The sequence below is a fragment of the Chryseobacterium taeanense genome (genome assembly GCF_900099685.1).
Classification (GTDB): domain Bacteria; phylum Bacteroidota; class Bacteroidia; order Flavobacteriales; family Weeksellaceae; genus Chryseobacterium; species Chryseobacterium taeanense.
The window spans coordinates 20,167-45,878 of the sequence record NZ_FNDW01000007.1 but is presented as its reverse complement, the minus strand read 5'-3'; the positions used below and the strand labels follow the sequence as shown (position 1 = coordinate 45,878).

Here is a 25,712-nt window from a genome sequence, read left to right as displayed (position 1 = left end):
TCAACAATCAACGATCTTTCAGCTTCTCTGCTTTCTCCACTGCTTTTTTCAATGCATTCAGCTTGTTGTTTACTTCCTGCAGTTCGCTTTCTGGGTTTGATTTGGCAACTAATCCTGCTCCTGCCTGATAGTATAAAGTATTGTTTTTGCTCAAAAATGTCCGGATCATGATGGCCTGATTGCAGTCTCCGTTTAATCCGATCATTCCGATACAGCCACCGTAATATCCGCGAGAATCTTTTTCATAAGTATCGATTAATTGTAAGGCTTTATGTTTTGGCGCTCCGCTTAAAGTGCCCTGAGGGAAAGTGGTAGCGATCATTTCAAAAGGATTTGTGTGCTCCTGTAAATCTGCGGTGACTTCACTTACCATATGAATGACATGAGAAAAAAGCTGAATTTCTTTCAGTTTTGTTACCGTCACATTTTTTCCGAGCTTGCTTAAATCATTTCTGGCAAGATCGACGAGCATCGTATGTTCTGCATTTTCTTTTTCGTCATTTTTTAAAGCTTCAATAGACTGCAGATCGGTTTCAAGATGTCCCGTTCTTTTGAAAGTTCCGGCAATCGGATGAATGATGGCTTTGTTTTTTTTAATAATTAATTGACTTTCAGGACTTGAACCGAATAATTTGTAATTTCCGTAATCAAAGAAAAAAAGATAAGGTGAAGGATTGATATTCCTTAGAGCCCGATAAACATTAAACTCATCACCTTTGAATTTCTGCTCGAATCTTCTGCTTAACACCAATTGAAATACGTCGCCCCTCATGCAGTGTTTCTGTGCTGTTTTTACCAGTTCGATATATTCTTCATCGGTAATATTTGAAGTCTCCTCACCATCTTTCTCGAAAGGATAAATAACAGAGTTGTGGTTCCTGATTAAACTTTCCAGGAAATAAAGTTCAGATTTTATTCCTTCGATCTGATTTTCAATAATATGCATTTCATCATTATAATGGTTAATGGCAATGACATACTGATACAAACGGTAGCGAAGGATCGGAATTTCTACTTCAGGGCTTTGTGCCTTAAAACTCAGATTTTCAAAAAACTGCACGGCTTCAAAGCTTGTATATCCGAAAAGGCTTTGCGCTGTTTTTTCAATCGGATCGTCGGTTTTTTCGCATTCAAAAACATGAGAAAAGCTTTCCAAAACATCTGTGATTTTTTTCTCCGTAATCAATTGTTTTACAGGTTCCTGTCCTGGAAGCTTTATTTCAAATTCATGAAGGTTTTTAATCTCAATTCCGGCGACTGCATTAATGGCAATGAACGAGAAATTATTGTCAATATTCTTAGAATCAGAACTTTCCAATAGAATGGTATCCCTGAACCTGTCGCGTATCTGAAGGTAGATATTCATCGGAGTCCTGAGATCTCCCAGTGTTTTTTCAGAAACGGTTTTTATTTTTATTTTTTTACTGAACATTACAGTTTGTTTTTAATGATTTAAACAAAAAAAAGACTTCAACGGCATACGTCAAAGTCTTTATATTATATAATTTTAAATTAAAATCGCTGTATCATAATGCACAACACGACAATAACTTCAGACCCGACGAAGAGTTTGAAAGCCACCACCAATTATTGTTGCTGATATTAAACATGCCACAAATGTATATATTTTTTTCAATACAAAAAATGAAAAAAATGAAAATTAATTTTTTTTAACGAATGTCATTGGTTTTCAAACTGGAAATCAATAGGATTCATTGTGAAATTCAAAACATCAAGAAGTTTAAGGCAATCTTTTACTACTATGATCTATTCAAAAAATATTGTGAAAATGCACTTTTATCATGATTTTAAAACTTTATTTTTTATATTTTTGCTTAATAATTTTATTGAGAAAAATGAAAAAAGTATTAGCAATCGCATTTATCGGAGGTTTATTAGTGGCTAACTGTTCTAAAAAGCCGAATCATGACTTACAAGACAGCAATACGATGTTGCCGGAACCTGATGCACCTACTGTAGTAGACTCAAGCGCAACAACAAAAGGTAAACCTGAAGCTGATGTGAATGCAGCTATGTCGGTTCCTGCAAAAGATGCAAAAGCAGATACGCTTACAAAAAAATAATGAGAAAACTTTTTCTGACAGCTTTTATCGGTATTTCTATACTTTCCTGCTCTAAAAAGGAACGTATGCCGGTGGAAAATGCTTCCACTGAAAAGATGTCCGGCACAGAATCTGCCAGCGCAAAACTTTCCGGAGAACAGCTTGTCGGAAGTCTCGACTGCTCGGGCTGTCATTCTCTTAGTGAAAAAATGATAGGTCCTTCTTATCAGGAAATTGCAGGTAAATACTCTGATAAAGATATTGAACTATTGGCTTCAAAAATTATAGAGGGTGGAAGCGGTGTCTGGGGGAATGTTCCGATGACTCCCCATACACAGGTGTCGAAAGAGGAAGCTAAAAAAATGGTAGAATATATTCTAAGGCAGAAAAAATAAAGATGCCTGCCGAAAAATCCAGTCTGCATACAAGAAATCTGCATCGTGATCCTTATGATTTTGATCGGCTTATTTCTTGTGTGCCGGAACTGAAACAATATGTGTTTACCAATTCATATCAAACGGTAACCATAAATTTCAGTATTCCCAAAGCTGTAAAACTGCTTAACAAAGCTTTATTAGAAAGTTTTTATCATGTTAAAAACTGGGATATTCCGGAGAATAATCTTTGTCCTCCCATTCCCGGAAGGGCAGATTATGTTCACTACATCGCTGATTTATTGGCTGAACAGCAAGGAGAAATTCCGATAGGCCCAAAAATAAAGGGGTTAGATATTGGTGTCGGAGCCAATCTGGTGTATCCTTTAATAGCGCATCAATCTTATGGTTGGGAAATGCTGGGAACAGATATTAATGAAGATTCTTTAAAGAATGCCCGACAGATTTTAGATCATAATCCGGAGTTATTATCTGGAATTCATTTAAAGCAGCAATCTCATCCTGAATTTATATTTAAAAATATCATCAATCCTGAAGATCGCTTCTCGTTTTCAATGTGTAATCCGCCTTTTCATGATTCTGAAGAGTCTGCCGTAAAAGGAAATCTCAGGAAAACACGAAACCTTAACAAATCAAAAATCAGAAAACCTTTACTTAATTTTAGCGGACAGCAATCTGAACTTTGGTGCGAAGGCGGTGAATTGGCTTTTATCACAAAAATGATTCAGGAAAGCTTTTTGTATCGGTCTCAGGTTCTTTGGTTTACCTGCTTAGTTTCAAAAAAGGATAACTTATATAAATTAACAACACTGCTGAAAAAAGTGAAGGCAATAGAATTCAAAACGATTGATATGGCTCAGGGACAGAAAGTAAGCAGAATATTAGCCTGGACGTTCATTCCTCAACAAAATCGCAGTGACTGGTTCTGATAAAATTTAGGTTAAATTTTTTTAACTGAATTAATTTTGAATGAAATAAATTATATTTCTGGAAAAAGTCGTTGACCATCAATTCAAAAATCACTAATTTTGCACGTTATTTTAAATAAATACAATGCAATTATCAGAACAAGAAATCATTAGACGAGAAAAGCTGAACAAGCTTGTTGAAATGGGAATCAATGCGTTCCCTGCAGATGAATACGTAATTACAGATACTACAGAATCTATAAAACAGGATTTCGCTGATAATAAACAGGTTAAGATTGCAGGAAGATTAATGTCCAGAAGAATTCAAGGGAAAGCTTCTTTTGCTGAGCTGCAGGATTCTACAGGCAGAATCCAGGTGTATTTTAACAGAGATGAAATCTGTACCGGTGAAGATAAAACGTTATATAACGAAGTTTACAAACACCTTTTAGATATTGGAGATATTATCGGTGTTGAAGGAGAATTATTCACTACTCAGGTTGGTGAGAAGACGGTTTTGGTAAAGAATTTTACTTTATTAACAAAATCATTGAGACCTCTGCCTCAGGCAAAAACAGATGAAAACGGAGTCGTACACGATGCGTTCAACGATCCTGAAATGAGATACAGACAGCGTTATGTAGATTTAACCGTAAATCCTCAGGTAAAAGAAGTTTTTGTAAAGAGAACAAAATTGTTCAATGCGATGAGAACGTTCTTCAACGATGCCGGATATTTTGAGGTTGAAACTCCTATTTTGCAATCGATTCCTGGCGGTGCGGCAGCAAGGCCTTTCATTACGCATCATAATGCTTTAGATATTCCTTTATATTTAAGAATTGCGAACGAATTGTATCTGAAAAGATTAATCGTAGGTGGATTCGATGGTGTTTATGAATTCTCAAAAAACTTCAGAAATGAAGGAATGGACAGAACACATAACCCGGAATTTACAGCGATGGAGATCTATGTAGCCTATAAAGACTACAACTGGATGATGGATTTCACGGAAAAGTTGTTGGAATTCTGTGCCATTCAGGTAAACGGAACCAGCAAAGCGACTTTCGGAGAGTATGAAGTTGATTTCAAAGCACCTTATGAAAGAATTTCCATGACGGATGCGATCCTGAAATTCACAGGTTTTGATATTACCGGGAAAACAGAACAGGAATTGTTCGATTTTGCAAAATCTATCGGTATCGACGTAAATGATACGATGGGTAAAGGGAAATTAATTGATGAAATTTTCGGTGAAAAATGTGAAGGAAACTTTATTCAGCCAACATTTATTACGGATTATCCTGTAGAAATGTCTCCATTGACCAAAAAACACAGAAGTAAAGAAGGTCTTACTGAACGTTTTGAATTAATGGTGTGTGGTAAAGAAATTGCCAATGCTTATTCTGAGCTTAATGATCCGATCGATCAGAGAGAACGTTTTGAAGATCAGTTGAAGTTATCTGAAAAAGGTGATGATGAAGCAGGTCAATTTATCGATGAAGATTTTCTTAGAGCGTTGGAATATGGAATGCCACCAACTTCTGGTTTAGGAATCGGAATGGACAGATTGATTATGTTTTTAACAAATAATGCATCGATTCAGGAAGTATTATTCTTCCCGCAGATGAAACCTGAAAAAGCAGTTCCTCAAATCGAATTGGGAGAAGACGAGAAAATTATTCTTGAAATTTTGAAATCCGGAGAACAATTTGCTTTAGTAGAAGTGAAAGAAAGAAGTCAGCTTTCCGGTAAAAAATGGGATAAAGCTTCAAAAACTTTAACTAAAAATAATTTGGTGAAAGTGGAGAAGATTGATGAGAATCTTTTGATGAAACTGGTTTAAAATTTTTTCAATTTAGATAATTAAGTTCGGGCGGAAGCGAAGCTTCCGCCCGAACTTTTTCAATGTAACAGACTATTTTACTGAGACGCATAGAATTTGCATCAATAAAAAAATGATATATCAATTTGTGATAATTTATGTATTTTAGTACTTATTCTAAAAGTCTTCATGATGTTTGATCTCAACAAAGCAATTAATCTTTTAAACGATAAGCTTGAAATTTGGTTTAATGAATTGGTTAAAATACTACCAAATCTTCTTCTCGCTGCATTAATCCTTGTTATCGGCTTTTTTATAGCAAAATATATTCGCAAGCTTGCTGAAAAAATCTCTAACAAGGTTTCCGGAAATATTACAATAAATAATCTTTTCAGCACTTTTGTGTATGTTGTTTTTCTGGGAATTGTTTTTTTTACGGCTTTAAGCATTTTAAAATTAGATAAAGCGGTAACTTCTATTCTTGCAGGAGCCGGAATATTGGGGTTAGCTCTGGCGTTTGCTTTTCAGGATATTGCGGCCAACTTTATTTCTGGTATTTTCATTACATTCAGAAAGCCGCTTCAGATCGGTGACATTGTTTCTATTAAAGATTATATGGGAAAAGTAGTGGAGGTAAATCTACGAGATACGGTAATCATGACATTTCAGGGAAAAATGGTAATTATTCCCAATAAGGATGTTTTTCAGAGCGCAATTGAGAACTATTCCCTTTTAGGCAAAAGAAGACTTGATCTGGAAGTTGGAGTTTCTTACAATGATGATTTGGAGCAGGCTGCAAAACTTGCTGTAGAGGCAGTGAAAAACTTAGAAGGTCTTGATCCTTCGGAAGAAGTCACTCTGTTTTATAAAGAATTTGGTGAAAGTTCTATCAATTTTACGATTAGATTATGGTGTAACTCTACGGATCAGATAAGCTATTTAAAATTGGGACATCAGGCAATCATTGCAATTAAAAGATCTTTTGATCTTAACCATATTACCATTCCGTTCCCTATAAGAACTTTGGATGTTTCATGGCCAGAACAAAAAATCAACTAATTTCATTTTCTCAGCTTACTAAATGATGCCATTAAATAAAATAAAAATGGTAAAATAAATATACATCCCAGCATCAAAGCCCACCCTAAAGCGGAAATAGTTTTCGGTGCAGCTACATGCTCAAGCAAAGAAAGATGCTGACCGTTTCCGAAAAGAATAATATTCGGATTGTGCTGATAGGTTGCCGCAACCAGAATCATAATGACCTGAAAGCCTGCCAAAGCCCTTACGGGAAGAAGTTTTCGATTGCTCATTGCTCTTAGAATTAGTATTAAGCAAATGGTTGCAAAAACAGTAGCCATGATTCCCAACGGTTTTGAAAATACCCACATCACTAGAGGGATATCAGAAAGATAAGCCGTGAGGAATACCAAAGCACCGGTAATCACAACAAAAATCATGGTCTGTTTTGATTTTCTGATCATTAAACTTAATTCCATCCTATCCACAGTTTCTCTCAACGCAAAAATAGAAGCAAGATAAGCACAAATAGCAACGGTGAAAAGCCCGACAGCAATCCCGAACCAATTCAGCCAGCTGAAAATATATAAATCTAAAAATCCGGTAGCGTCAGGATTAATCGAATGCGAAATCGTAGCAGCCGCAATTAAACCCAGAAAAAAAGGAGTCAGCAAACTCGAAAAATAAAAGATCTGTGCATATACATTTTGCCAGTCATCTTTCACGGCATCATAATGTCTGAATGTAAATGCAGTTCCTCTTGCTATAATTCCTATGAGCATTAAAACCAGAGGAATGTGGAGGTAGGTTGAAAGCGTAGTGTAAATTTCAGGAAAACCTACGAAAAGAATAACGATAGCAATAATCAGCCACATATGGTTGGCTTCCCAAACCGGTGCTATCGATTCGTACATAATGACTTTCGTTTTGGAACGGTTCTTTTTTCTGGTAAAAAGTTCTACAATTCCGGCTCCGAAATCTGCTCCGCCCAAAATCACATACAGGCAAATCGACAGCCATAGAAAACCGATAACTACATATATCATAATTTTTTTTGTTTAGCGTTAAACTGAGGATCAGTAGGATCGTAAAGTTTCGGAACCATTTTGATCTGTCTTGTCAGAAGAAATACGATCACAAATGACAGCGAAACGAAAACGGCAGTAAAGAAATAAAAAGAATATTGTATTCCCGGCATCGGAGTCACTGCGTCCACAGTTCTCATGATGCCGTAGATGATCCAGGGTTGTCTGCCTACTTCAGTTACTGTCCAGCCTGCTTCCAGTGCAATATATCCGAAGGGAGTGGCAATTAAGAATGTTTTCAGCAGCCAGTTTTTATTCAGCCATTCCTTTTTAAAAAATACGGCGTACAAATAAATAATTCCTATGATTATCATGATAACCCCAAAGAAAATCATAATCTGAAATGCAAAATGGACAACTATTACGGGAGGCCATTCATCTCGTGGGAAATCGTTCAGACCTTTTACTTCAGCGTTAAAATCATTACTTACAAGAAAACTTAAAACCTTAGGAATTTTTATAGCATATTTTATTTCTCCTTTATCTTCATCCGGAATACCACCGATAACAAAAGCTGCGCCTTTTTCTGTTTTAAAATGTGCTTCCATGGCGGCCAATTTTATAGGTTGTCGTTCTGCTACAGATTTTGCTGCAACATCGCCACTCAGCGGCGCTCCAAATGCTCCGATCAAAGCAAATCCGGCAGCGATTTTAAAGGCTTTGGTATGAAATTCAATATTCTTTTTTCGTAAAATCATATAAGCATGAACGCCGGCAACCGCAAATCCTGTTGCGCAAAAAGCGGCAACCGTCATGTGTAGCGCCTGAGGAAACCAAGCATCATTGAACATGGCTTTGATAGGATCTATATTTGAATATTGGCCATTAACATAATCGAATCCGGCAGGTGAATTCATCCATGCATTGGCCGCAACAACTAAAATTCCTGAGGCAAGACCACTTACCCCGACCAAAAATCCGCAGAACCAGTGAAACCATTTATTGAATCTGTCCCAGCCATATAAGAAAAAACCGATGGCAATAGCTTCAATGAAAAAGGCTGTTCCTTCCAAAGAAAAGGGCATCCCGAAAATAGGTCCGGCGTGTTTCATAAATTGTGGCCAGAGAAGCCCAAGTTCAAAAGAAAGCATTGTCCCGGAAACAGCTCCAGTTGCAAATAAGATGGCAACACCTTTACTCCACGCTTTGGTAAGTCCTTTATAGATTTCATTGTTTGTTTTCAAATATTTCCAGTGGGCAAAAGCCATCAGAAAAGGCATTACCATTCCAACACATGAAAAAATAATATGAAAGCCTAGGGACATAGCCATTTGGGCGCGGGCTGCAAGAAAGTCGTCCATAATCATCAATTTTTGAATTAATAAATTTACGCATAAATTAGAGATGTAAAGCATGATTTACGACAGCAATCGTTTGAAAAATAGGTTTTAACTTTGATGCTTTTAAGATAAATTACACCTTATTTCTGTGGAAAAGACAAAGTGTTTTTGATATATTTTAACTTTCATACCTCGAAAAAAATCACGATATTTGTGGGTCTTTGCATATAGCAGGATTTTTAATATTTTATATGAGTCAGAAACAATATACAGCTAGTAGTATTCAGGCATTGGAAGGGATGGAGCACGTTCGTATGCGTCCTTCAATGTACATTGGTGATGTGGGAGTAAGAGGTCTCCATCATTTGGTTTATGAAGTAGTGGATAACTCTATTGACGAGGCTTTGGCAGGGTACTGCGATACGATCTTCGTTGCCATTAAAGAAGGAAACGGAATTGAAGTAAGTGATAATGGTAGAGGTATTCCGGTAGATTTCCATGAAAAAGAACAAAAATCTGCTCTTGAGGTTGTCATGACAAAAATCGGAGCCGGAGGGAAATTCGATAAAGATTCTTACAAGGTTTCAGGAGGTCTTCACGGAGTTGGGGTATCATGTGTGAATGCACTTTCCAACGAAATGGTAACGACTGTTTATAGAGACGGAAACGTTTATCAGCAGATATATTCCAGAGGAAAAGCACAAACAGGTGTTGAAGAAATCGGTCACAGTGACCAGAGAGGGACTAAACAGTTTTTCCAGCCGGATGATACTATTTTCACCGAACTGGTTTATAACTACGATACTTTGGCAAGTCGTTTAAGAGAGCTTTCTTACTTAAATAAAGGAATCACGATTACCTTAACGGATGAGAGAGAAAAATTAGAAGACGGATCTTTCAGAACAGAAGTTTTCCATTCTGAAGGCGGATTAAAGGAATTCGTTGCCTATATCGACGGAAACCGTGAATCGATCATGGAAAATGTAATCTTCATGGAAGGCGAAAGGGATGATATCCCGGTAGAGGTAGCCATGCGTTACAATACATCGTTTACTGAAAACCTTCACTCTTACGTTAATAATATCAATACACACGAAGGGGGTACTCACCTTGCAGGTTTCAGACGTGCTTTAACGAGAACTCTTAAGAAATATGCCGATGATCTGGGTATTCCTCAAAAGGAAAAAGTAGAGGTTACAGGAGATGACTTCCGTGAAGGATTAACAGCCGTTATTTCCGTAAAAGTAATGGAACCTCAGTTTGAGGGGCAAACAAAAACGAAATTAGGAAACTCTGAAGTTTCAGGTGCCGTAGACAAGATCGTTGGTGAAATGCTGACAAACTTTCTGGAAGAAAATCCTAACGAAGCGAAATTGATCGTACAGAAAGTTGTTTTGGCTGCTAAAGCCAGACAGGCTGCGAAAAAGGCTCGTGAAATGGTCCAGCGAAAATCTCCGATGGGAGGTTCGGGCCTTCCCGGAAAATTGTCTGACTGTTCTTCAAAAGATCCTGCAGAATCAGAAATATTCCTGGTAGAGGGAGATTCCGCGGGTGGAACAGCAAAGCAGGGGCGTGACCGTTTCTTCCAGGCTATTCTACCGTTAAGAGGTAAGATTCTGAATGTTGAGAAATCAATGCTTCACAAGGTTTATGATAACGAAGAGATTAAAAATATCTACACTGCTCTCGGAGTTTCCGTAGGAACAGAAGAAGATAGCAAAGCATTGAATATGGCGAAATTAAGATACCATAAAATTGTCATCATGACCGATGCTGATATCGACGGATCTCACATTTCTACACTGATCTTAACTTTCTTCTTTAGATATATGAAGGAATTGATTGAGAACGGTTACATTTATATTGCTCAGCCACCTTTATATTTATTGAAAAAAGGTAATAAAAAAGTATATGCCTACAACGAAAAAGAACGTGAGGAATTTACATTAGAAATGTCTCCGGACGGAAAAGGTGTAGAAGTACAGCGTTATAAAGGTCTTGGGGAGATGAATCCTGAACAGCTTTGGGAAACAACTCTTAATCCAGAACACAGAATCCTTAAGCAGGTAACCATCGATAATGCTGTGGAAGCAGACAGTGTTTTCTCTATGCTGATGGGTGATGAGGTGCCTCCGAGAAGAGAGTTTATCGAGAAGAATGCAAAGTATGCAAAAATTGATGCATAATTAGCCATTATTTAAATAATATAAGACCTCAGCAATGGGGTCTTTTTCCTTCACATTTGATGTATTAAATTTAATTTTAAGTCTTGCAGAGATTTTATTATTTTTGCTAAATTTTAATAACCATGATTAAAATACTTTGTACCGTGGCCTTTTCTGTAGCATCATTGTATTATGCTCAGAGTTTCCCGGCTTCAGCAATTCCTGAAAATTTTAAAAAAAACGCTGATGCAGTCATCAGAAAAGATCTTACCACAATACAGATCAACAAAATAGATGATATCAGATATCAGTTTTATACCGTAAAGACTGTTCTTAATAAAGACGGAGAGGCGAATGCTCTGGTATATATTCCTTATGAAAAAGGAAACAGCATTTCCGATGTAAAAGTTAATATATACGATGAATCCGGTAAAAAGATAAAATCTTATTCCAAATCAGATTTTGGGGATTTTGCCAACAATAATCAGGGAACATTTTATTCGGATAACCGGATAATGGCATTATCTTATACGCCGACACAGTACCCTTACACCGTTGAATTTTCTTATCAGATCGGTGATGAAAATACGGTCTTTTTGCCGGATTTTATCCCTTTCAATACTACAAAAGTTTCATTAGAAGAAGCAGAGATGAAGATTATCAATAAGTCAGGAATTGAGCTGAAATCGAAAATTTATCCCTCTGCTTATAATTATACTTCGGTCAGTGAATCCGAAAGTGCCGGCGAAAAGATTTATTCCTATAAAAATGTTCCTGCTATTGATGATGCTTTTTTATTGCCTCAGCCTGTGAAAATTTTGCCTAAAGTAAGTTTTGCGTTAACAAAATTTAATCTTGAAGGCAAACAGGGAAGTATTGCAAATTGGAGTGATTTTGGAAGCTGGTATTACAATAGCATTCTGCAACCGGTTTCAATATCAACTCCCGCCATCAAAGCTGAAGTTACGAGTCTTAATCTTCAAGGGACAACAGAAGAAAAAGTCAAAAAACTATATCAGTATATGCAGAGTAAAACAAGATATATTTTCGTTGCGCTGGGAATAGGAGGGTGGCAACCTATGCTTCCGGATGAAGTACAGAAAAAGGGATATGGTGATTGTAAAGGGCTTACCAATTATATGAAGACTTTACTGGACGAAGCTGGGATTCCTTCATATTATTGTGTAGTGAATTCAGGTGCTTCACCTGTATCTTTTGATAAAGATTTTCCTAAAATGGGTGGTAATCATGTTATTTTAATGGTTCCTACCGAAAAAGGAAATATCTGGCTTGAGAACACTTCACAGCAGGTAGCTTTTAATCATTTAAGCTATAATACCATGGCCAGGAATGTTCTATCAATCAGAAAAGAAGGAATCGAATTGATTGATACACCTGTTTACTCTGCTGAACAAAGCAAAGAAAAACAATTGCTTAAAATTAAAATCAACGAAGATAACAGTATTCTCGGAGAAGGTAATTTTTCCTACACAGGACTTCAGTACGACAACAATCTTATCCTTGCCGGCTTGTCTCCTAAAGAAAGAACAGAAGCCGTGAAGAATATGCTGGATGTTCTGCATTTTGAGAAAATCGAACTGAAAAATTTTCTTAATGATAAAGATAACGCGGTTGCTAAATATGATCTGGACTTCAAAGCAAATAATTATTCTAAAAATGCGGGAAGCAGCATGATTTTCAGAGCAGTCCCGATTTACTCTGATAATGTATATAAAAAAGAGGACAATAGAGAATTGCCTTTTGAACTAAGACAGTCTTTTGAAGATGAGTATGAGATTAACTTTACTTTACCACAGAATTATAAAGTAGAAGAGCTTCCAGAAAATGTTGTTCTGAATTCTGAATTCGGAACATATAAGCTGAGTTTTGTAAAAAACGGTGACGGTTTGAAAGTCAGCAGAACCATTCGTATCAATAAAGGTCTTTATCCGAAAGAAAAATATAACGATTACGTCAATTTCAGAAAAAAAACTATTAGCATCGACAACTCAAAAATTTTAATATCTAAAATTTAACATGAAAAAAATATTATTAATCGCTTTCTGCTCCATGAATTTGCTTTTTGTGCAAGCTCAAAAACATAAGTTTCTTGATCCTCCAAAATTCAATGATGCAGATTTATCAAAACAAAAATCTGCTCTGGATGAAAATGCACCTGCTGAGATTCTTTATAAATCTTTGCATTTCAGCATCGATTACAATACAGGAAATCTTATTAAACAAGCATTTTACAGAGTAAAAATCTATGATAAAGACAAGGCTGAAGACTGGCTGAATCTTGAGATCCCGCTTTACCAAAACGGAAGCAATCAGGAAACACTTTCTAAAATGAAAGCCTTTACTTATAATCTCGAAAATGGGACTTCCGTTGCAACTAAAGTCGATAAAAGCTCAAAATACAAAAGTAAAGAAAGCAAAAACGTTTCCATTACAAAATTTGCTTTTCCTAATGTCAAGAATGGTTCAGTGATAGAATATCAGTATGAAGTGACATCACCGTTTCTATTTATTGTACCTGAAATTTTAATTGAAACCGATACGCCTTCGCTGTACACGGAATATGTACTTGACAGCCCTTCGAATATTTCTTACAATGTGAATTATACAGGTTTTCTAAGTCCTAAATACAGAGAAGTAGATGACAGAATGATGTATGGCCTGAACTACAGAACGTACAGATTCGGATATGAAAATTTAAAAGCATTTAAAACCGAAAAATTTGTAAACAACGACAGGAATTACAGAACCAAAATAAGTGCAGAGCTTCATTCTACCAATTACCGTGAGCTGAAGCTTTATTCATCATCATGGGAACAGATAAAAGAACGTCTTTACGAAGACGAAGATTTTGGTGGAGAACTTAAGAAAACCAGATTAGCCAAAGACAATATGCCGCCTAATATTTCCGGAATTTCAAATGAGATTGAAAGGGCGAATGCTGTTTTTGATTATGTGAAAAATACATTCACATGGAACAAAGACAGAGGAATTTATGTAGAAGATGGAATCAAAAAAATATTGGAAACCAAAACAGGTAATGCTGCTGAGATCAATCTTTTTTTAGTGATGATGCTTCGTGAGGCAGGTCTTAAAGCAGATCCTCTTACCATATCAACAGTAAGCAACGGACTTATCAATATTGCGTCTCCCAACGTGTCTAATATGAATTTTGTCATTGCGGCGGTTCAGACAAAAGATGGTTTTCACCTTTTTGATGCTACGGTAAAACAATCTTCCATGGATCAGCTTCCACCGAGAGACTGGAACCAGTTTGGAATCCTGATTTCCAAAGAAAAAGTACAACAGCTTTCCCTTGTTAATGCGAAAACGAGTTTTACATATCTTACCGCTACAGCAAAAATCAATGATGACGGGAGCATTTCAGGGAACTATTCTGATAAAGATACAGGAACGTATGCTATGTTTGCTAAAGAAAGTTATGACGAAAATGCCGATAAATACAAGAAACAGTATAAGGAAAATTTTGCTATAGACTTTACGGATATTGATTCTAAAACATCTGAAAACGGTGATTTTGAAAGTACCATGAAGTTTTCTTCGGATAATCTTATTGACAGGATCGGGAAGAAAATCATCATTAATCCTATGCTTTTCCTGAATAAAAATTCCAATGAATTTGATCAGACCGAAGAAAGAAGGTATATGATCGATTTTACGTCGCCGTTTACGAAAGTAAAAAAAATTACGCTGGAAATTCCGGAAGGATATACTATTGAAGAAATGCCTAAAAATAAAAAAATCGTAACCGACGATAAAGAAATCGAATACAGCTATCTTGCCGAAAAAAAAGGAAATACCATAGAAATTATTTCTACCACAAAAGTGATGAGTCCTACCTATCCTAAGGAATATTATCCCGCATTTAAGCAAATCTGGGGGGTAGCATCCAAACAGGAGAATCAGGTAATCAGCCTTGTTAAGAAATAAAAAAGCAGCATAATTTTAAAATAAATATAAAACCATTCAATATTTGAATGGTTTTTGCATATAAGAAGGAAAATCAGAATTATGAGAAACACCATAGCCGTTTTGGCACTTTCAACGCTATTTGCCGTTTCAGCATGTAAGAAAACTGAAAATAATGCTGCCGATACTGTAAAAAAGGATACCGTTCAGGTCAATACATTAAGTGTAGATTCAGTAAAAGTGAACGATTCTATAAAACTTAGCGATTCATTAATCGTTAAATATTCATCCAAAATGCTCGTATTTCCGGGGATTAATAATAAAAATTTGCTAGACAGCATTTATTTCGGAGAAAAAAATATTCAGGACTTTTCGAAAAGTGGCCTTAAAGGCTGGCTTGAAAATAATAAAAATGAATATTTCAGCAAGATTAAAAAAGATTCAAAAGACTGGATCTCCGATATGAATTTTTCTCAGGAATGGTATTCGGATATGACAATGAGCCTAAAATCAAAAGTCAACGATTATTTGCATATTCAGTATTTATGGAGTTCATACGAAGGCGGCGCTCACGGAAATTATGGGTTTTTAGAAAGAGTTTTTGATTTAAAAAACAATAAAAAGCTTGAGCTTAAAGATATAACGTCTATGCCGAAAGCAAAAATTGAAGCTTTACTGATGAAAAATATCAACAAGATCAATAGCGGAACCACAGACTCCAACGGAAAGGTAAATAATTCCGAAATGCTTTTGGTAGATGTAATTCCGGCTACGGGCAATTTCTATTTTGATGAAAAAAATCTGTATTTCCATTATAGCCCGTACGAAATTGCAGCATATGCAGCAGGTGACATTGCCATCCCGATTTCCTGGGAAGAGTTGAAAGATACCATCAATCCTGAATTTAAAAAAAGAATGGGCATCAATCAGTAGATTAAGAAATTAATTAAAACATGAACGATGAAAAAGAAATATCTTATTTGGGCTGTCGCACTGCTTCTGATGCTGGCGGGATGTAAAGAAATTGGAAACGAGAAGAAAAATGCTGATAAGAACGGTTACGGGAGAAGTAAGATCGATGCAGTTATAGAAGAAGATACGCTAAAGGTTTCAGATTCGGTGGTGTTGCGCTATTCTTCGAAGCTTTTATGGTTCCCGGATTTTGAAGATGAAAATCTTCTTAAAGAAATTTATCCCGACAAAAACATATCGGATTTCTCTAAAAGCAGACTTCAGGATTACCTCAAAAATGAAAAGCAGGATGTCTATGACCGAGTGCTGAATTCTGGCAGACTTTCGGAAATAAAAGAACAGCAGCAATGGTCATACATCTCACAGATGAATGTCCGCACAAACAAAAATAATTATGTCTCTATTCAGTATTATGAAAGTCAGTCGGGAATAGAAAGCAAGTCCCGCTACCACTATGAAGAAAGAGTTTTTGATTTTAAAAATAAGAAGAAACTGAAACTTTCAGATATTCTTGTGTTGTCTGAAGAGACTATAAGAAGAATTTTGAAACTAAGCCTTGAGAGGACAGCAATGATGCAGCAGATTAAAACTTATGACAGAGGAGCTTACAACTTGCTCTCTGCCGTTACGTTTCCGGTAACCCAAAACTTTTATTTTGATGATTTTAATTTGTATTTCCATTATAATATGAATGAAATCAGCCATGATTACGATATCGGGGATATTATTCTCACCGTATCATGGAAAGATCTTAGCGGGTATATACAACCTGATTTTGCTAGGAGAATGAAAATTAATTGAATTTAATGCTTTCTGATAAGGAAGCATTTTTTAATTTTGCGTTAATGGAAAAAGTAGCCTTTATCATTAATCCTTTTTCGGCCAAAAAGAACTATCAGCCGTTTCTCAATGAGCTGAAAGCCAAAGTTCAGAATCCTTTATATTATATTTCGGAATCTATTTTGGGAACCGACGATTTTATTCAGAAGCATTTTCATGAGATTGATATTTTTGTAGCCATAGGAGGAGACGGAACAATCTCTACCGTGGCGAGAAATCTTATTAATACAGAAAAAATCCTTGCTATTTTTCCTGCCGGATCGGGCAATGGCTTTTCCAATGAAACAAAATTCAGTAAAAACCTGGATGAACTTCTGGAAAAGCTGAATGCAAAAAAATCCCGCAAGATCGATACATTTACCATTAATGACCGGCTTTCTATTAATGTTTCCGGAACAGGATTCGACGGAAAAGTGGTGAAGGAATTCGAGAAAACTAACCGTGGTTTTAAAAATTATATCAAAGTTTCCCTTAAAACATTTTTCAGCTATAAACCCATCAAGGTCAAGTTCTTTGATGAAAAATATAAGGAATACAACGGGAAATATCTGATGGTGAATATCGCCAATACGCGGCAGTTTGGGAATAATGCATACATTGCACCTAATGCAAGTAAAAGTGACGGACTGGTAGATATGGTTCTCGTTAAAAAGTTTCCTCTGACATACTCTCCGCTTTTCGCCTTCAGAATGTTTACTAAAAAGCTGAAGGATGATGATTATATTACCTATCTTCCGGTGTCGGAAATTGAATTTAAAGTCAATACAAAAAACTGGCATCTTGATGGTGAATTCAATAAAATAAAGTCTCCCATACACGTAAAAGTGCTTCCTTCGAGCCTGAATATTTTAATATAATACACTTTTCGCCGGAAACTGAACAGCAGAAGTTCACAGATAACAGCAAACTAAAGCAGCCAAACCGAACGGTGCCATACGTACTGTCCGTTCAATGCCATCAGTATTTTCCGTTCAATGCCATTCGGACGAACCTTTTAGTACCATAAGTATGAGGAATGTAGGTGATGATTTCTCAGACTTCCAGCTTCTTTTCGACATCGTTGGGATAATCCAGGCAGTATTGCAGCTGTTTTTTATCCAGTTGTTTTTCCCAGTTTGCAACGACCACTGTTGCTACGGAATTTCCGATTACATTGGTTAATGCACGGCATTCGCTCATGAATTTATCGATACCCAGAATTAAAGTCATCCCCGCAATCGGAATTTCGGGAACAACTGCTAATGTCGCCGCTAATGTTACAAAACCGGCACCTGTAACACCTGCTGCACCTTTTGAGCTAAGCATAGCTACTAAAAGCAACATGATCTGTTTTTCGATAGGTAAATGTATATTCAGAGCCTGCGCAATAAACAGGGAAGCCAACGTCATATAAATATTGGTTCCGTCAAGATTAAACGAATATCCTGTAGGAACTACAAGTCCTACAATTGTTTTTGAGCAACCTGCTTTTTCGAGTTTTTCCATAATTCCCGGGAGGGCAGATTCGGAAGAGCTGGTTCCTAATACAAGCAAAAGTTCTTCTTTCAGGAAATACATTAGTTTAAAAATATTAAAACCATTGTACCAGGCAACAGCTCCAAGTACCAGCACAACAAAGAGTGCCGATGTGATATAAAAAGTACCGACCAGGAAGATGAGATTCAGAACAGAATGCAGTCCGTACTTTCCAATAGTAAAAGCCATCGCTCCAAATGCCCCGATAGGAGCCAGCTTCATCAGCATATGCACAATTTTGAAAACCGGTGTCGAGAGATCCTGTAAGAACGCTGTTACTTTATGGCTTTTTTCTTTTGTTAAAACCAAAGCGACACCCATTAAAATAGCTACCAGCAACACCTGAAGGATATTTTCTCCCACGAGTGGACTAAAAAGAGTTTCCGGGATGATATTCATAATAAATCCGGTAAGCGTAGACTCATGGGCCTTCTGCTGATACTGGGAAACATCTCCGGAAAGGGTAGAAGGTTCTATATTGAGTCCATGGCCGGGTTGTATTACATTTCCTACAATAAGTCCGATAATTAAAGCCAGTGTTGAAAATGTTAAAAAATAAATCATAGCCTTTGCCGCAATTCTGCCTACCTTTTTAAGATCCGTCATGTGGGCAATGCCTAAGGTAAGGGTAATGAAAATCACCGGCGCAATAATCATTTTCACTAATTTGATGAATCCATCGCCGAGAGGTTTCATCTTTTCACCGATTTCAGGATAAAACTTTCCTAAAAGAATCCCGGCAATAATGGCTATAACGACCTGCACATATAGTTGCTGATAAAGTTTTTTTGATTTCAATGAAGTTATTTTTGAGGATCGAAAATTATGAAAAATTTATTGTTTGATATGACAAATGTCAGTAAAATGTCTCCCTAAATATTTTCTTTCAACTTTACTCGCATGATTAATTCATCATTTATCTTGTAAAAATATTGGTGTTCTGTATATAATGCTGAAAATGTGGGAGTAAATGGAATATATGAAATGATAATCTTTTTGAATAGCGAATTTTGTAATCCATTTTGCAATTTTGTTTTAAGATAGGCTTTAAAATATTTACTTTTGCTTTTATCAACTAATAAAAATCAAAAATGGAATCCCACACGGAAAGAATACTTATTACAGGTGCACTAGGACAGATCGGTACGGAACTTACCAACAGACTCGTTGAAATTCACGGAGCAGAAAATGTAGTGGCTTCAGGGCTCGACAGATGGCAAAAGGGAATTACTTCTGCAGGTAGTTACGAAAGAATGGATGTTACAAATACCCAGCTGGTAAGGCAGATCATAAAGGATTATGAGATCACGACTGTTTATCATTTAGCCTCTTTGCTATCAGGTACTTCGGAAAAGCAGCCGATTTTTGCATGGAAACTTAACCTGGAACCACTTCTTCATTTTTGTGAAATGGCAAAAGAAGGTCTTATTCAGAAGATTTTCTGGCCTAGTTCAATTGCTGTTTTCGGAAAAGGAATTCCAAAAGAGAATGTAGGGCAGGATGTGGTACTGAACCCGACTACTGTTTACGGAATATCTAAAATGGCTGGAGAAAAATGGTGCGAATATTATTTTGATAAACATGGGGTAGATGTTAGAAGTATCCGTTATCCCGGATTGATTTCATGGAAAACACCAGCGGGCGGAGGTACAACAGATTATGCCGTTGAGATTTTTTATGAAGCCATAGAGGAGGGGAAATACACCAGCTTCATTTCTGAAAATACAGGAATGCCGATGTTGTATATGGATGATGCGATCAATGCAACCTTGAAATTAATGGAAGCTCCGAAAGAAAATCTTAGTGTTCGTTCTTCTTATAATTTGGGAGGAATGTCCTTTACTCCAAAAGAACTTGCTGAAGAAATCAAGAAAGAAATACCGGATTTTGAGATTGATTATAAGCCGGATTTCAGACAGCAAATTGCAGATTCGTGGCCTGCTTCTATTGATGATTCTGTGGCGAAAAAAGACTGGGGTCTGACTTATAATTTCGGGATTTCTGAAATGACAAAAGACATGATTAAAAACCTCAAAGTGAAGTTAAATAAGTAATAACGTTATATAAAGTTATACTTTAAATAGATTTAGTGTTAACATCTGATTAATAAGTATTTTTAAATTTTATCTAAAATTAAATTGATATGATATTATTAACGTTCAACATCATTACAATTGAAGCAGAATGTAAAACTGGAGTCAGTGTTTCTGATGAAGAGCGGTTGAAAATATCAATAGAAAATACAAAAGCTATTGTCCGAATTTTGGATATTTATGATATAAAAGCGAGCTTTTTCGTTGAGATTTCCATTGCTGAAAAACTTCGTGATTTACTAAAAGCAATTTCATCCAAAGGGCATGAAATTGCTTTTTATAATCAGAAGTCGGATCCCGGAGAAATTGAAGTTGTTAAAAAAAATATTCAGGATTTACTGGAAAAGCAAATCAAAGGAATTCGTCAGAAAGATCTTAAAATTGCTCATGAAAGTTTAAAGCTGATGGAATTTAATTATGTTTCAAATATCGATAATGCTGATATTCTTTTTCCATTTAAACGGTTGAAAAGGGCGACGGATATTGTTGAGGAAAATGGATTAAGCATTGTTCCGGAAAGTATTTCCCCGTACAGTCAGTTGCCTTATAATGATTTTATATTTCAGCTGTTGCCGATGAAATATTACAAGAATATGGTTTTTGAAACACTAAAGAATGATGATTTTGTTTTGATTTATTTGAATTCCTGGCAGTTTACCGATTTTGGCAAGTATCATTTTGATGTTCCTGTGCACAGAAGGTTTAATTCAGGCAAAAAAATGGAGGACAAACTGGATGTCCTCCTTAGGTGGATCAACGAAAAAGAAATGGCTACTTCCCGCATGAAAGATTATATTTTTTAAATTCTTTATAATTCCCAAGATTTTATGGATTTATATAATGTTTTTTTGCTATCGCAGATAAGGCAGATTTCGCAGATGTTTGCGTTTAAAAAATAAAATATATTTCTGGTATAAAAAATATCCATGAACATCTGCTAAATCTGCCTTATCTGGGAGAGTATTAAAAATTAAGCCAACTCAAAAAGCGTAATTTCAGGCAAAACACCGACTCTTCCAGGGTAAGCTAAAACGCCAAAACCTCTGTTTACGTACAGCATTTTCCCTTCACTTTCATATAAATCTGCCCATTTTGGATATTTATACTGAACCGGAGACCATTTTACATTTTTAAGATCAAGGCCGAACTGCATTCCGTGTGTATGTCCTGAAAGTGTCAGATGGACGTTTCCGGGGTGCTTTTTTACAACATAATCGAAGTGGGTAGGGTCGTGACTCATCAGGATCTTTGTAGCGGATTCCGGAACATTTATAAGCGCGTCGTCTAATCTTCCGAATTGTGGAAAAGGCTTCAGTCCCCAATTTTCAACACCCAGAATGTATAGTCGTTCACCGTTTTTCTCAATAATCCTGTGTTCGTTTCGTAACATATCAAAGCCGGCTTGTCTTTCGTAATCGATCAACGTATCAAGGTTTTGTTTCTTTTCATCTGGTGAGGTCCATTTAACGTAATCGCCATAGTCATGGTTACCAAGCACTGCGAATTTCCCATCTTTTGCCTTGATTTTTGAAAAGAGCGGAATAAATGGCTTAAACTCTTCGGCTACATTATTTACCATGTCTCCGGTGAATAAAACCAGATCAGGTTTTTGTTCATTGATAAGATTGATGGCGTGTTCTAATTTTGAAGGATCAGAGAAACTGCCGCTGTGAACGTCTGAAATCTGAATAATTTTATATCCTTTGAAGCTTTTAGGAAGATTAGCAAAATTGATTCTCACTTTTCTTACTTTGTGACGGTATTTCCCGAATGTGATTCCATCTATGAATAGAGCGGAAAGAACACCTCCGAGACCTAAACCAACTAAGCTTAAAAACTTTCTTCTTTCAGGGAAATGATTTTCTGAAGACCCTGCTAAACCGATAAGATAACCAAAGATTCTGATGATATCATCTATCAGCAGAAACAAAACAACAAAGATTTTAGGAAGAATAAATATCAGAAAAAGTGATATCATGATCTGTACCCTCATCATACTTCTGTCTGCTTTGCTGAAATGCGTGATCTCGTACGCGAAAAACGCATACACCGCAAGAGAAATTGCCCAGTAGCCGATTCTTATCCAGAAATTATCTGTAAGAGTTCTGATTGCCTGATAAATATATACTTCCAAAAAAAGGAAGATAGCTGCAATAATTAAAAAGTTTCTTTGCATAATCGGTTTAAAAAAAAGCACAAAGAAAATAACTTCCCTGTGCTTTTTATATTTTTTTATTAAATACTATTAAGGAAATCTGTAAACAATAGCATTGATGTTCATTCCGGCACCTACCGAAGTCATCACAATGTTACCTTTTTCTTTAAACGAATGACCGTCCATTTTTCCTTTAATTATTAAATCATACATCGTAGGAATTGTTGCTACGGAAGAGTTTCCGAAGTCCTGAATTGTCATTGGAGATATAGAATGATCGTAATCTTTAACGTCATAAAGTTTATGAAGTCTTTCGATCATGGCGTAATCCATTTTAGCATTTGCCTGGTGAATCAGGATTTTGTTGATGTCTTCAATAGAAAGACCTGCGTCTTCGATGGTTTCTTTAATGGCTGCAGGAACATTTTTAAGAGCGTATTCATAGATTTTTCTTCCCTGCATTCTTACGAATAAACGGCTTTGATCTGATTCTTTGTTGATAGATGGGCCGTTGGCAAGATAATCTAACTCAATACCATTATCACAAATCGTATTGTGAGCGATAATTCCTACATTTTCCTCTTCTGTAGCCTTTACGACAACTGCTCCGGCTCCGTCTGCAAAGATCATTCTGTTTCTGTCGTGAGGATCTGTTACTCTGCTTAGTGTTTCAGCACCGATTACAAGAATGGTCTTGGCAACGTTGGCTTTTATTAAATTATCAGCCAGAATCATTCCTTCTACCCATCCCGGACATCCGAACAGCATATCGTAGGTGATACATTTTCTGTTTCTGATACCTAATTTATTCTTTACTCTTGCGGCCATCGTCGGCATAAAATCTGCGTATCCGTGTACTGTAACTTCCCCAAAATTACTTGCATAAATAATATAATCAAGCTCTTCCGGATCTATTTGTGCGTCTTCAATAGCAATTTTTGCAGCTTCATAACCTATTTGAGAATTGGATAGATCATCTTCTATGAATCTTCTGTTTTCTATCTCTGTAATTTCTACAAATTTTGCAATAGTTTCTTCAGCAGGCTTATCAATTTTCACCCCGTCTTCAGTATAAAAATCTGAACCTAAGAAATAGTCTCTCCCGATAATTCTGCTGGGAAGATAAGATCCAGAACCAATAATGATCGTATTCGGCATTCGTTTAAATGATTTTTTAAAGATGCAAAGTTAATAATTAATATTAATAACAGAGAATTAAAAATATTATTAAATTTGCAAAAATTGTACTTTACAATCCTATGAAAAACAATCCATCCTTAAAAGGCTTACTGATTGCCATTGTGGCGGTTATCTTTGCCTTTGGGGTTTACTTCTTTCTTTTGGCCAAAAAGAATTATTACGTTGTAGATAATCCCACTCCCAACACGTATTACTATAAAATAAATAACGGTGCAGAAGGAACAATTGCTGCAGGCCAGACTGTTCCTGTGGATTTGAATAAAGGTAAAAACTCAATTAAGGTTTTTGACCAGAATAAAAAATTACTTTTTGATTCTGCTTTCGAGGTGAATAAAGTTCGGGGTCTTATTAATATTGCCCATCAGGATTATTACATCAATGACCAATACTATGGGTACAATCTTAAGAAAGATTCACTACTTTTGGCATTGGATAAGACTATGATCGACGGAAAAGCATACTTTGGTGGAGCAAGACATTTCAATAAATTGTTTACGGATGATTTTTATTATAACGTAGACGAAGATTACGATAAAGTGATAAAAAACATCCAGAAAGTAGAATCCAGATCGAAAATTTTCAGAAAACAGGATTACCTGAATTATTATAACGAATATTATAAGTTTTAAGTTTTGACAAAAGATATTACCAAAATTACGCCCTACAACTCTGAAGCAACCAAAAAGAGTCAGGTAGAAGATATGTTCGACAATATTGCACCGAAATATGATCTCCTGAATCATGTTTTGTCCATGAAAATAGATGTTTTATGGAGGAATACTTTGGTGAAATGGATGAAAAACGACAACCCACAGGAAGTACTTGATGTGGCTACAGGAACGGGAGATCTTGCCATTACAATTGAAAAGGGAACAGGTTCTAAGGTGATCGGATTAGATTTATCGCAACAAATGTTAAATGTTGGCGTTATTAAAATAAAAAAACTTAAATTAGACGGCAAAATTTCCATGCAAAAAGGAGATGCTGAGAATTTACCTTTCGAGGACAATAGATTCGATGCAGTTTCCGTTGCATTTGGAGTGAGGAATTTTGAAAACCTTACCAAAGGTTTGGCAGAATTGAGAAGAGTTGTTAAAGATAACAAAAGTGTTTATATACTGGAGTTTTCAAAGGTTGAGGGTTTCTTGGCGCCATTTTATATGTTTTATTTCAAAAATGTATTACCTGCCATCGGCAGACTGGTTTCTAAGGATAATAGGGCGTACACATACCTTCCGGATTCTGTAAATGCTTTTCCTTTCGGGGAAAAGATGAGACAAATTCTTTTAGATACAGGATTTAAAAAAGTTGAATATAAAAAACTAAGTTTAGGTATAGCCACAATTTATAAAGCAACAAAGTAACCTATGAATAAATTTTTATTAAGAGCACTGGTTTTAGCCTCAGTAAATGTTGCAGTGTTAGCAAACGCGCAATTCAGAACCCGAAACAGAATGGATAAGTTGGAAGATTTCGACGAACAGAAATTCAGCTGGGGTTTTTATCTGAGTGGTAACAGACTAGACTACCGTATCGTTTTGGATCCTAGATATGGTATGGATAATAATCACAATCTTGTTACATCCAAAGAAAGTTACAGTTTCGGTGCGGGGTTGATCGCAAAATGGAGGCTAAACGATTATCTGGACTTAAGATTGGAACCAGGGTTACAGTTCGGCCAGAGACAGTTGACTTTCGAGACGCAGTCGAACGATCAATATGCAGCAGGTACTTTGACAAACGATCCATTTATACCTATTCCTTTAACAGACAAAGATAAAGTAAGAGATATTAAAACTACGTTGGTAGATGTTCCTGTATTGCTCGAATTCCACGGACAAAGATGGTATAACTCCAGACCGTATGTTGCTGCAGGGGTAAATTATATTGTTAACCTACAGTCAAATTCAGACTCTACGGACGATAATTTACAACAGGTTTTCAGATCTACGACTCACAATTTTGCATGGTCTGCAGAAATGGGAATACAGTTTTACTTCAACAAGTTTAAACTTACTCCGGCAGTGAGAGGTACATTTATCATGAATAATGAAATTGTGGCAGATAACGCAACTACACCTCCTTACTGGACATCAGCAATGTCTACATTGCAAACCCGCGCAATATTCTTTGTATTGAAATTTGAATAAGAAAAATATTACGAAATATGGAAAGGAGATGCATTTTGTGTCTCCTTTTCCTTTTGAATACAAAATATAGAGACTTTTATTTTTGTTAGTGTTAATATTTT

22 protein-coding genes are annotated in these 25,712 nt (G+C 36.2%); 16 read left to right on the top strand and 6 right to left on the bottom strand.

Annotated features, from left to right (window positions below):
• Positions 1 to 7 precede the first annotated feature (7 nt).
• Positions 8 to 1,432, bottom strand: a complete 1,425-nt coding sequence (locus tag BLR30_RS11165) for an anthranilate synthase component I family protein (protein WP_089858466.1) — start codon at positions 1,430 to 1,432, stop codon at positions 8 to 10.
• Between the two features lie 424 nt (positions 1,433 to 1,856).
• Here BLR30_RS11165 and BLR30_RS11160 point away from each other — a divergent pair, with 424 nt between their 5' ends.
• The 5 genes from BLR30_RS11160 (at position 1,857) to BLR30_RS11140 (ending at position 6,247) form a co-directional block, all read left to right on the top strand.
• On the top strand, positions 1,857 to 2,084 hold the full coding sequence (locus BLR30_RS11160; protein ID WP_089858462.1) for a hypothetical protein: 228 nt from the start codon (positions 1,857 to 1,859) through the stop codon (positions 2,082 to 2,084).
• Positions 2,084 to 2,458: a c-type cytochrome gene (locus BLR30_RS11155; protein WP_089858459.1), complete on the top strand. Its 375-nt coding sequence runs from the start codon at positions 2,084 to 2,086 to the stop codon at positions 2,456 to 2,458. Before BLR30_RS11160 ends, BLR30_RS11155 begins: the two co-directional genes overlap by 1 nt.
• A gap of 2 nt (positions 2,459 to 2,460) precedes the next feature.
• Positions 2,461 to 3,387, top strand: coding sequence for a 23S rRNA (adenine(1618)-N(6))-methyltransferase RlmF (gene rlmF / locus BLR30_RS11150; protein WP_175443651.1), 927 nt, complete (start codon positions 2,461 to 2,463; stop codon positions 3,385 to 3,387).
• 124 nt (positions 3,388 to 3,511) lie between these two features.
• Positions 3,512 to 5,209: a lysine--tRNA ligase gene (gene lysS / locus BLR30_RS11145; protein ID WP_089858453.1), complete on the top strand. Its 1,698-nt coding sequence runs from the start codon at positions 3,512 to 3,514 to the stop codon at positions 5,207 to 5,209.
• A 168-nt stretch (positions 5,210 to 5,377) separates the two neighbouring features.
• Positions 5,378 to 6,247 (top strand): mechanosensitive ion channel family protein, encoded by an 870-nt coding sequence (locus tag BLR30_RS11140; RefSeq protein WP_228400755.1) that lies wholly within the window; start codon positions 5,378 to 5,380, stop codon positions 6,245 to 6,247.
• A 2-nt stretch (positions 6,248 to 6,249) separates the two neighbouring features.
• On the opposite strand, the gene BLR30_RS11135 is transcribed toward BLR30_RS11140, so the two are convergent.
• Together BLR30_RS11135 and BLR30_RS11130 are read right to left on the bottom strand one after the other, a co-directional pair.
• On the bottom strand, positions 6,250 to 7,254 hold the full coding sequence (locus tag BLR30_RS11135; RefSeq protein ID WP_089858447.1) for a cytochrome d ubiquinol oxidase subunit II: 1,005 nt from the start codon (positions 7,252 to 7,254) through the stop codon (positions 6,250 to 6,252).
• Positions 7,251 to 8,594: a cytochrome ubiquinol oxidase subunit I gene (locus BLR30_RS11130; protein WP_089858823.1), complete on the bottom strand. Its 1,344-nt coding sequence runs from the start codon at positions 8,592 to 8,594 to the stop codon at positions 7,251 to 7,253. The genes BLR30_RS11135 and BLR30_RS11130 overlap by 4 nt, the downstream gene beginning before the upstream one ends.
• Before the next feature lie 230 nt (positions 8,595 to 8,824).
• Between BLR30_RS11130 and gyrB the strand changes: the two genes are divergently transcribed.
• The 6 genes from gyrB to BLR30_RS11100 all read left to right on the top strand — a co-directional run bounded on the left by gyrB (position 8,825) and on the right by BLR30_RS11100 (position 17,355).
• A complete protein-coding gene (gene gyrB / locus BLR30_RS11125) occupies positions 8,825 to 10,759 on the top strand; it encodes a DNA topoisomerase (ATP-hydrolyzing) subunit B (protein WP_089858444.1) in 1,935 nt (644 codons plus the stop codon).
• A 122-nt stretch (positions 10,760 to 10,881) separates the two neighbouring features.
• A complete protein-coding gene (locus tag BLR30_RS11120) occupies positions 10,882 to 12,774 on the top strand; it encodes a DUF3857 domain-containing protein (protein WP_089858441.1) in 1,893 nt (630 codons plus the stop codon).
• Position 12,775: 1 nt separating this feature from the next.
• Complete coding sequence (locus tag BLR30_RS11115; RefSeq protein WP_089858438.1) at positions 12,776 to 14,707, top strand: transglutaminase domain-containing protein; 1,932 nt, start codon at positions 12,776 to 12,778, stop codon at positions 14,705 to 14,707.
• A gap of 81 nt (positions 14,708 to 14,788) precedes the next feature.
• On the top strand, positions 14,789 to 15,619 hold the full coding sequence (locus BLR30_RS11110; protein ID WP_089858435.1) for an RsiV family protein: 831 nt from the start codon (positions 14,789 to 14,791) through the stop codon (positions 15,617 to 15,619).
• A 27-nt stretch (positions 15,620 to 15,646) separates the two neighbouring features.
• On the top strand, positions 15,647 to 16,459 hold the full coding sequence (locus BLR30_RS11105; RefSeq protein WP_089858432.1) for a hypothetical protein: 813 nt from the start codon (positions 15,647 to 15,649) through the stop codon (positions 16,457 to 16,459).
• A 44-nt stretch (positions 16,460 to 16,503) separates the two neighbouring features.
• Complete coding sequence (locus BLR30_RS11100; protein WP_089858821.1) at positions 16,504 to 17,355, top strand: diacylglycerol/lipid kinase family protein; 852 nt, start codon at positions 16,504 to 16,506, stop codon at positions 17,353 to 17,355.
• 175 nt (positions 17,356 to 17,530) lie between these two features.
• On the opposite strand, the gene BLR30_RS11095 is transcribed toward BLR30_RS11100, so the two are convergent.
• Entirely contained in the window at positions 17,531 to 18,811 is a 1,281-nt protein-coding gene (locus tag BLR30_RS11095) for a dicarboxylate/amino acid:cation symporter (protein ID WP_089858428.1), read from the bottom strand.
• Positions 18,812 to 19,104: 293 nt separating this feature from the next.
• Here BLR30_RS11095 and BLR30_RS11090 point away from each other — a divergent pair, with 293 nt between their 5' ends.
• Complete coding sequence (locus BLR30_RS11090; protein WP_089858425.1) at positions 19,105 to 20,067, top strand: NAD-dependent epimerase/dehydratase family protein; 963 nt, start codon at positions 19,105 to 19,107, stop codon at positions 20,065 to 20,067.
• An 89-nt stretch (positions 20,068 to 20,156) separates the two neighbouring features.
• Complete coding sequence (locus tag BLR30_RS11085) at positions 20,157 to 20,909, top strand: polysaccharide deacetylase family protein (RefSeq protein ID WP_089858422.1); 753 nt, start codon at positions 20,157 to 20,159, stop codon at positions 20,907 to 20,909.
• A 167-nt stretch (positions 20,910 to 21,076) separates the two neighbouring features.
• Here BLR30_RS11085 and BLR30_RS11080 read toward each other — a convergent pair whose 3' ends face one another.
• On the bottom strand, positions 21,077 to 22,282 hold the full coding sequence (locus tag BLR30_RS11080) for a metallophosphoesterase (protein ID WP_089858419.1): 1,206 nt from the start codon (positions 22,280 to 22,282) through the stop codon (positions 21,077 to 21,079).
• Between the two features lie 69 nt (positions 22,283 to 22,351).
• The gene (locus BLR30_RS11075; RefSeq protein WP_089858416.1) at positions 22,352 to 23,419 is read right to left on the bottom strand and encodes a 3-oxoacyl-ACP synthase III family protein; all 1,068 of its coding nucleotides are present in this window, start codon (positions 23,417 to 23,419) and stop codon (positions 22,352 to 22,354) included.
• Between the two features lie 101 nt (positions 23,420 to 23,520).
• Here BLR30_RS11075 and BLR30_RS11070 point away from each other — a divergent pair, with 101 nt between their 5' ends.
• Genes BLR30_RS11070 through porT form a run of 3 tightly spaced genes read left to right on the top strand, consistent with a single transcriptional unit; the run spans position 23,521 to position 25,611 of the window.
• Positions 23,521 to 24,090: a hypothetical protein gene (locus BLR30_RS11070; protein WP_089858414.1), complete on the top strand. Its 570-nt coding sequence runs from the start codon at positions 23,521 to 23,523 to the stop codon at positions 24,088 to 24,090.
• Between the two features lie 3 nt (positions 24,091 to 24,093).
• Entirely contained in the window at positions 24,094 to 24,825 is a 732-nt protein-coding gene (gene ubiE / locus BLR30_RS11065; RefSeq protein WP_089858412.1) for a bifunctional demethylmenaquinone methyltransferase/2-methoxy-6-polyprenyl-1,4-benzoquinol methylase UbiE, read from the top strand.
• A gap of 3 nt (positions 24,826 to 24,828) precedes the next feature.
• The gene (porT, locus tag BLR30_RS11060; protein ID WP_089858410.1) at positions 24,829 to 25,611 is read left to right on the top strand and encodes a type IX secretion/gliding motility protein PorT/SprT; all 783 of its coding nucleotides are present in this window, start codon (positions 24,829 to 24,831) and stop codon (positions 25,609 to 25,611) included.
• The last annotated feature ends 101 nt before the right edge of the window (positions 25,612 to 25,712 follow it).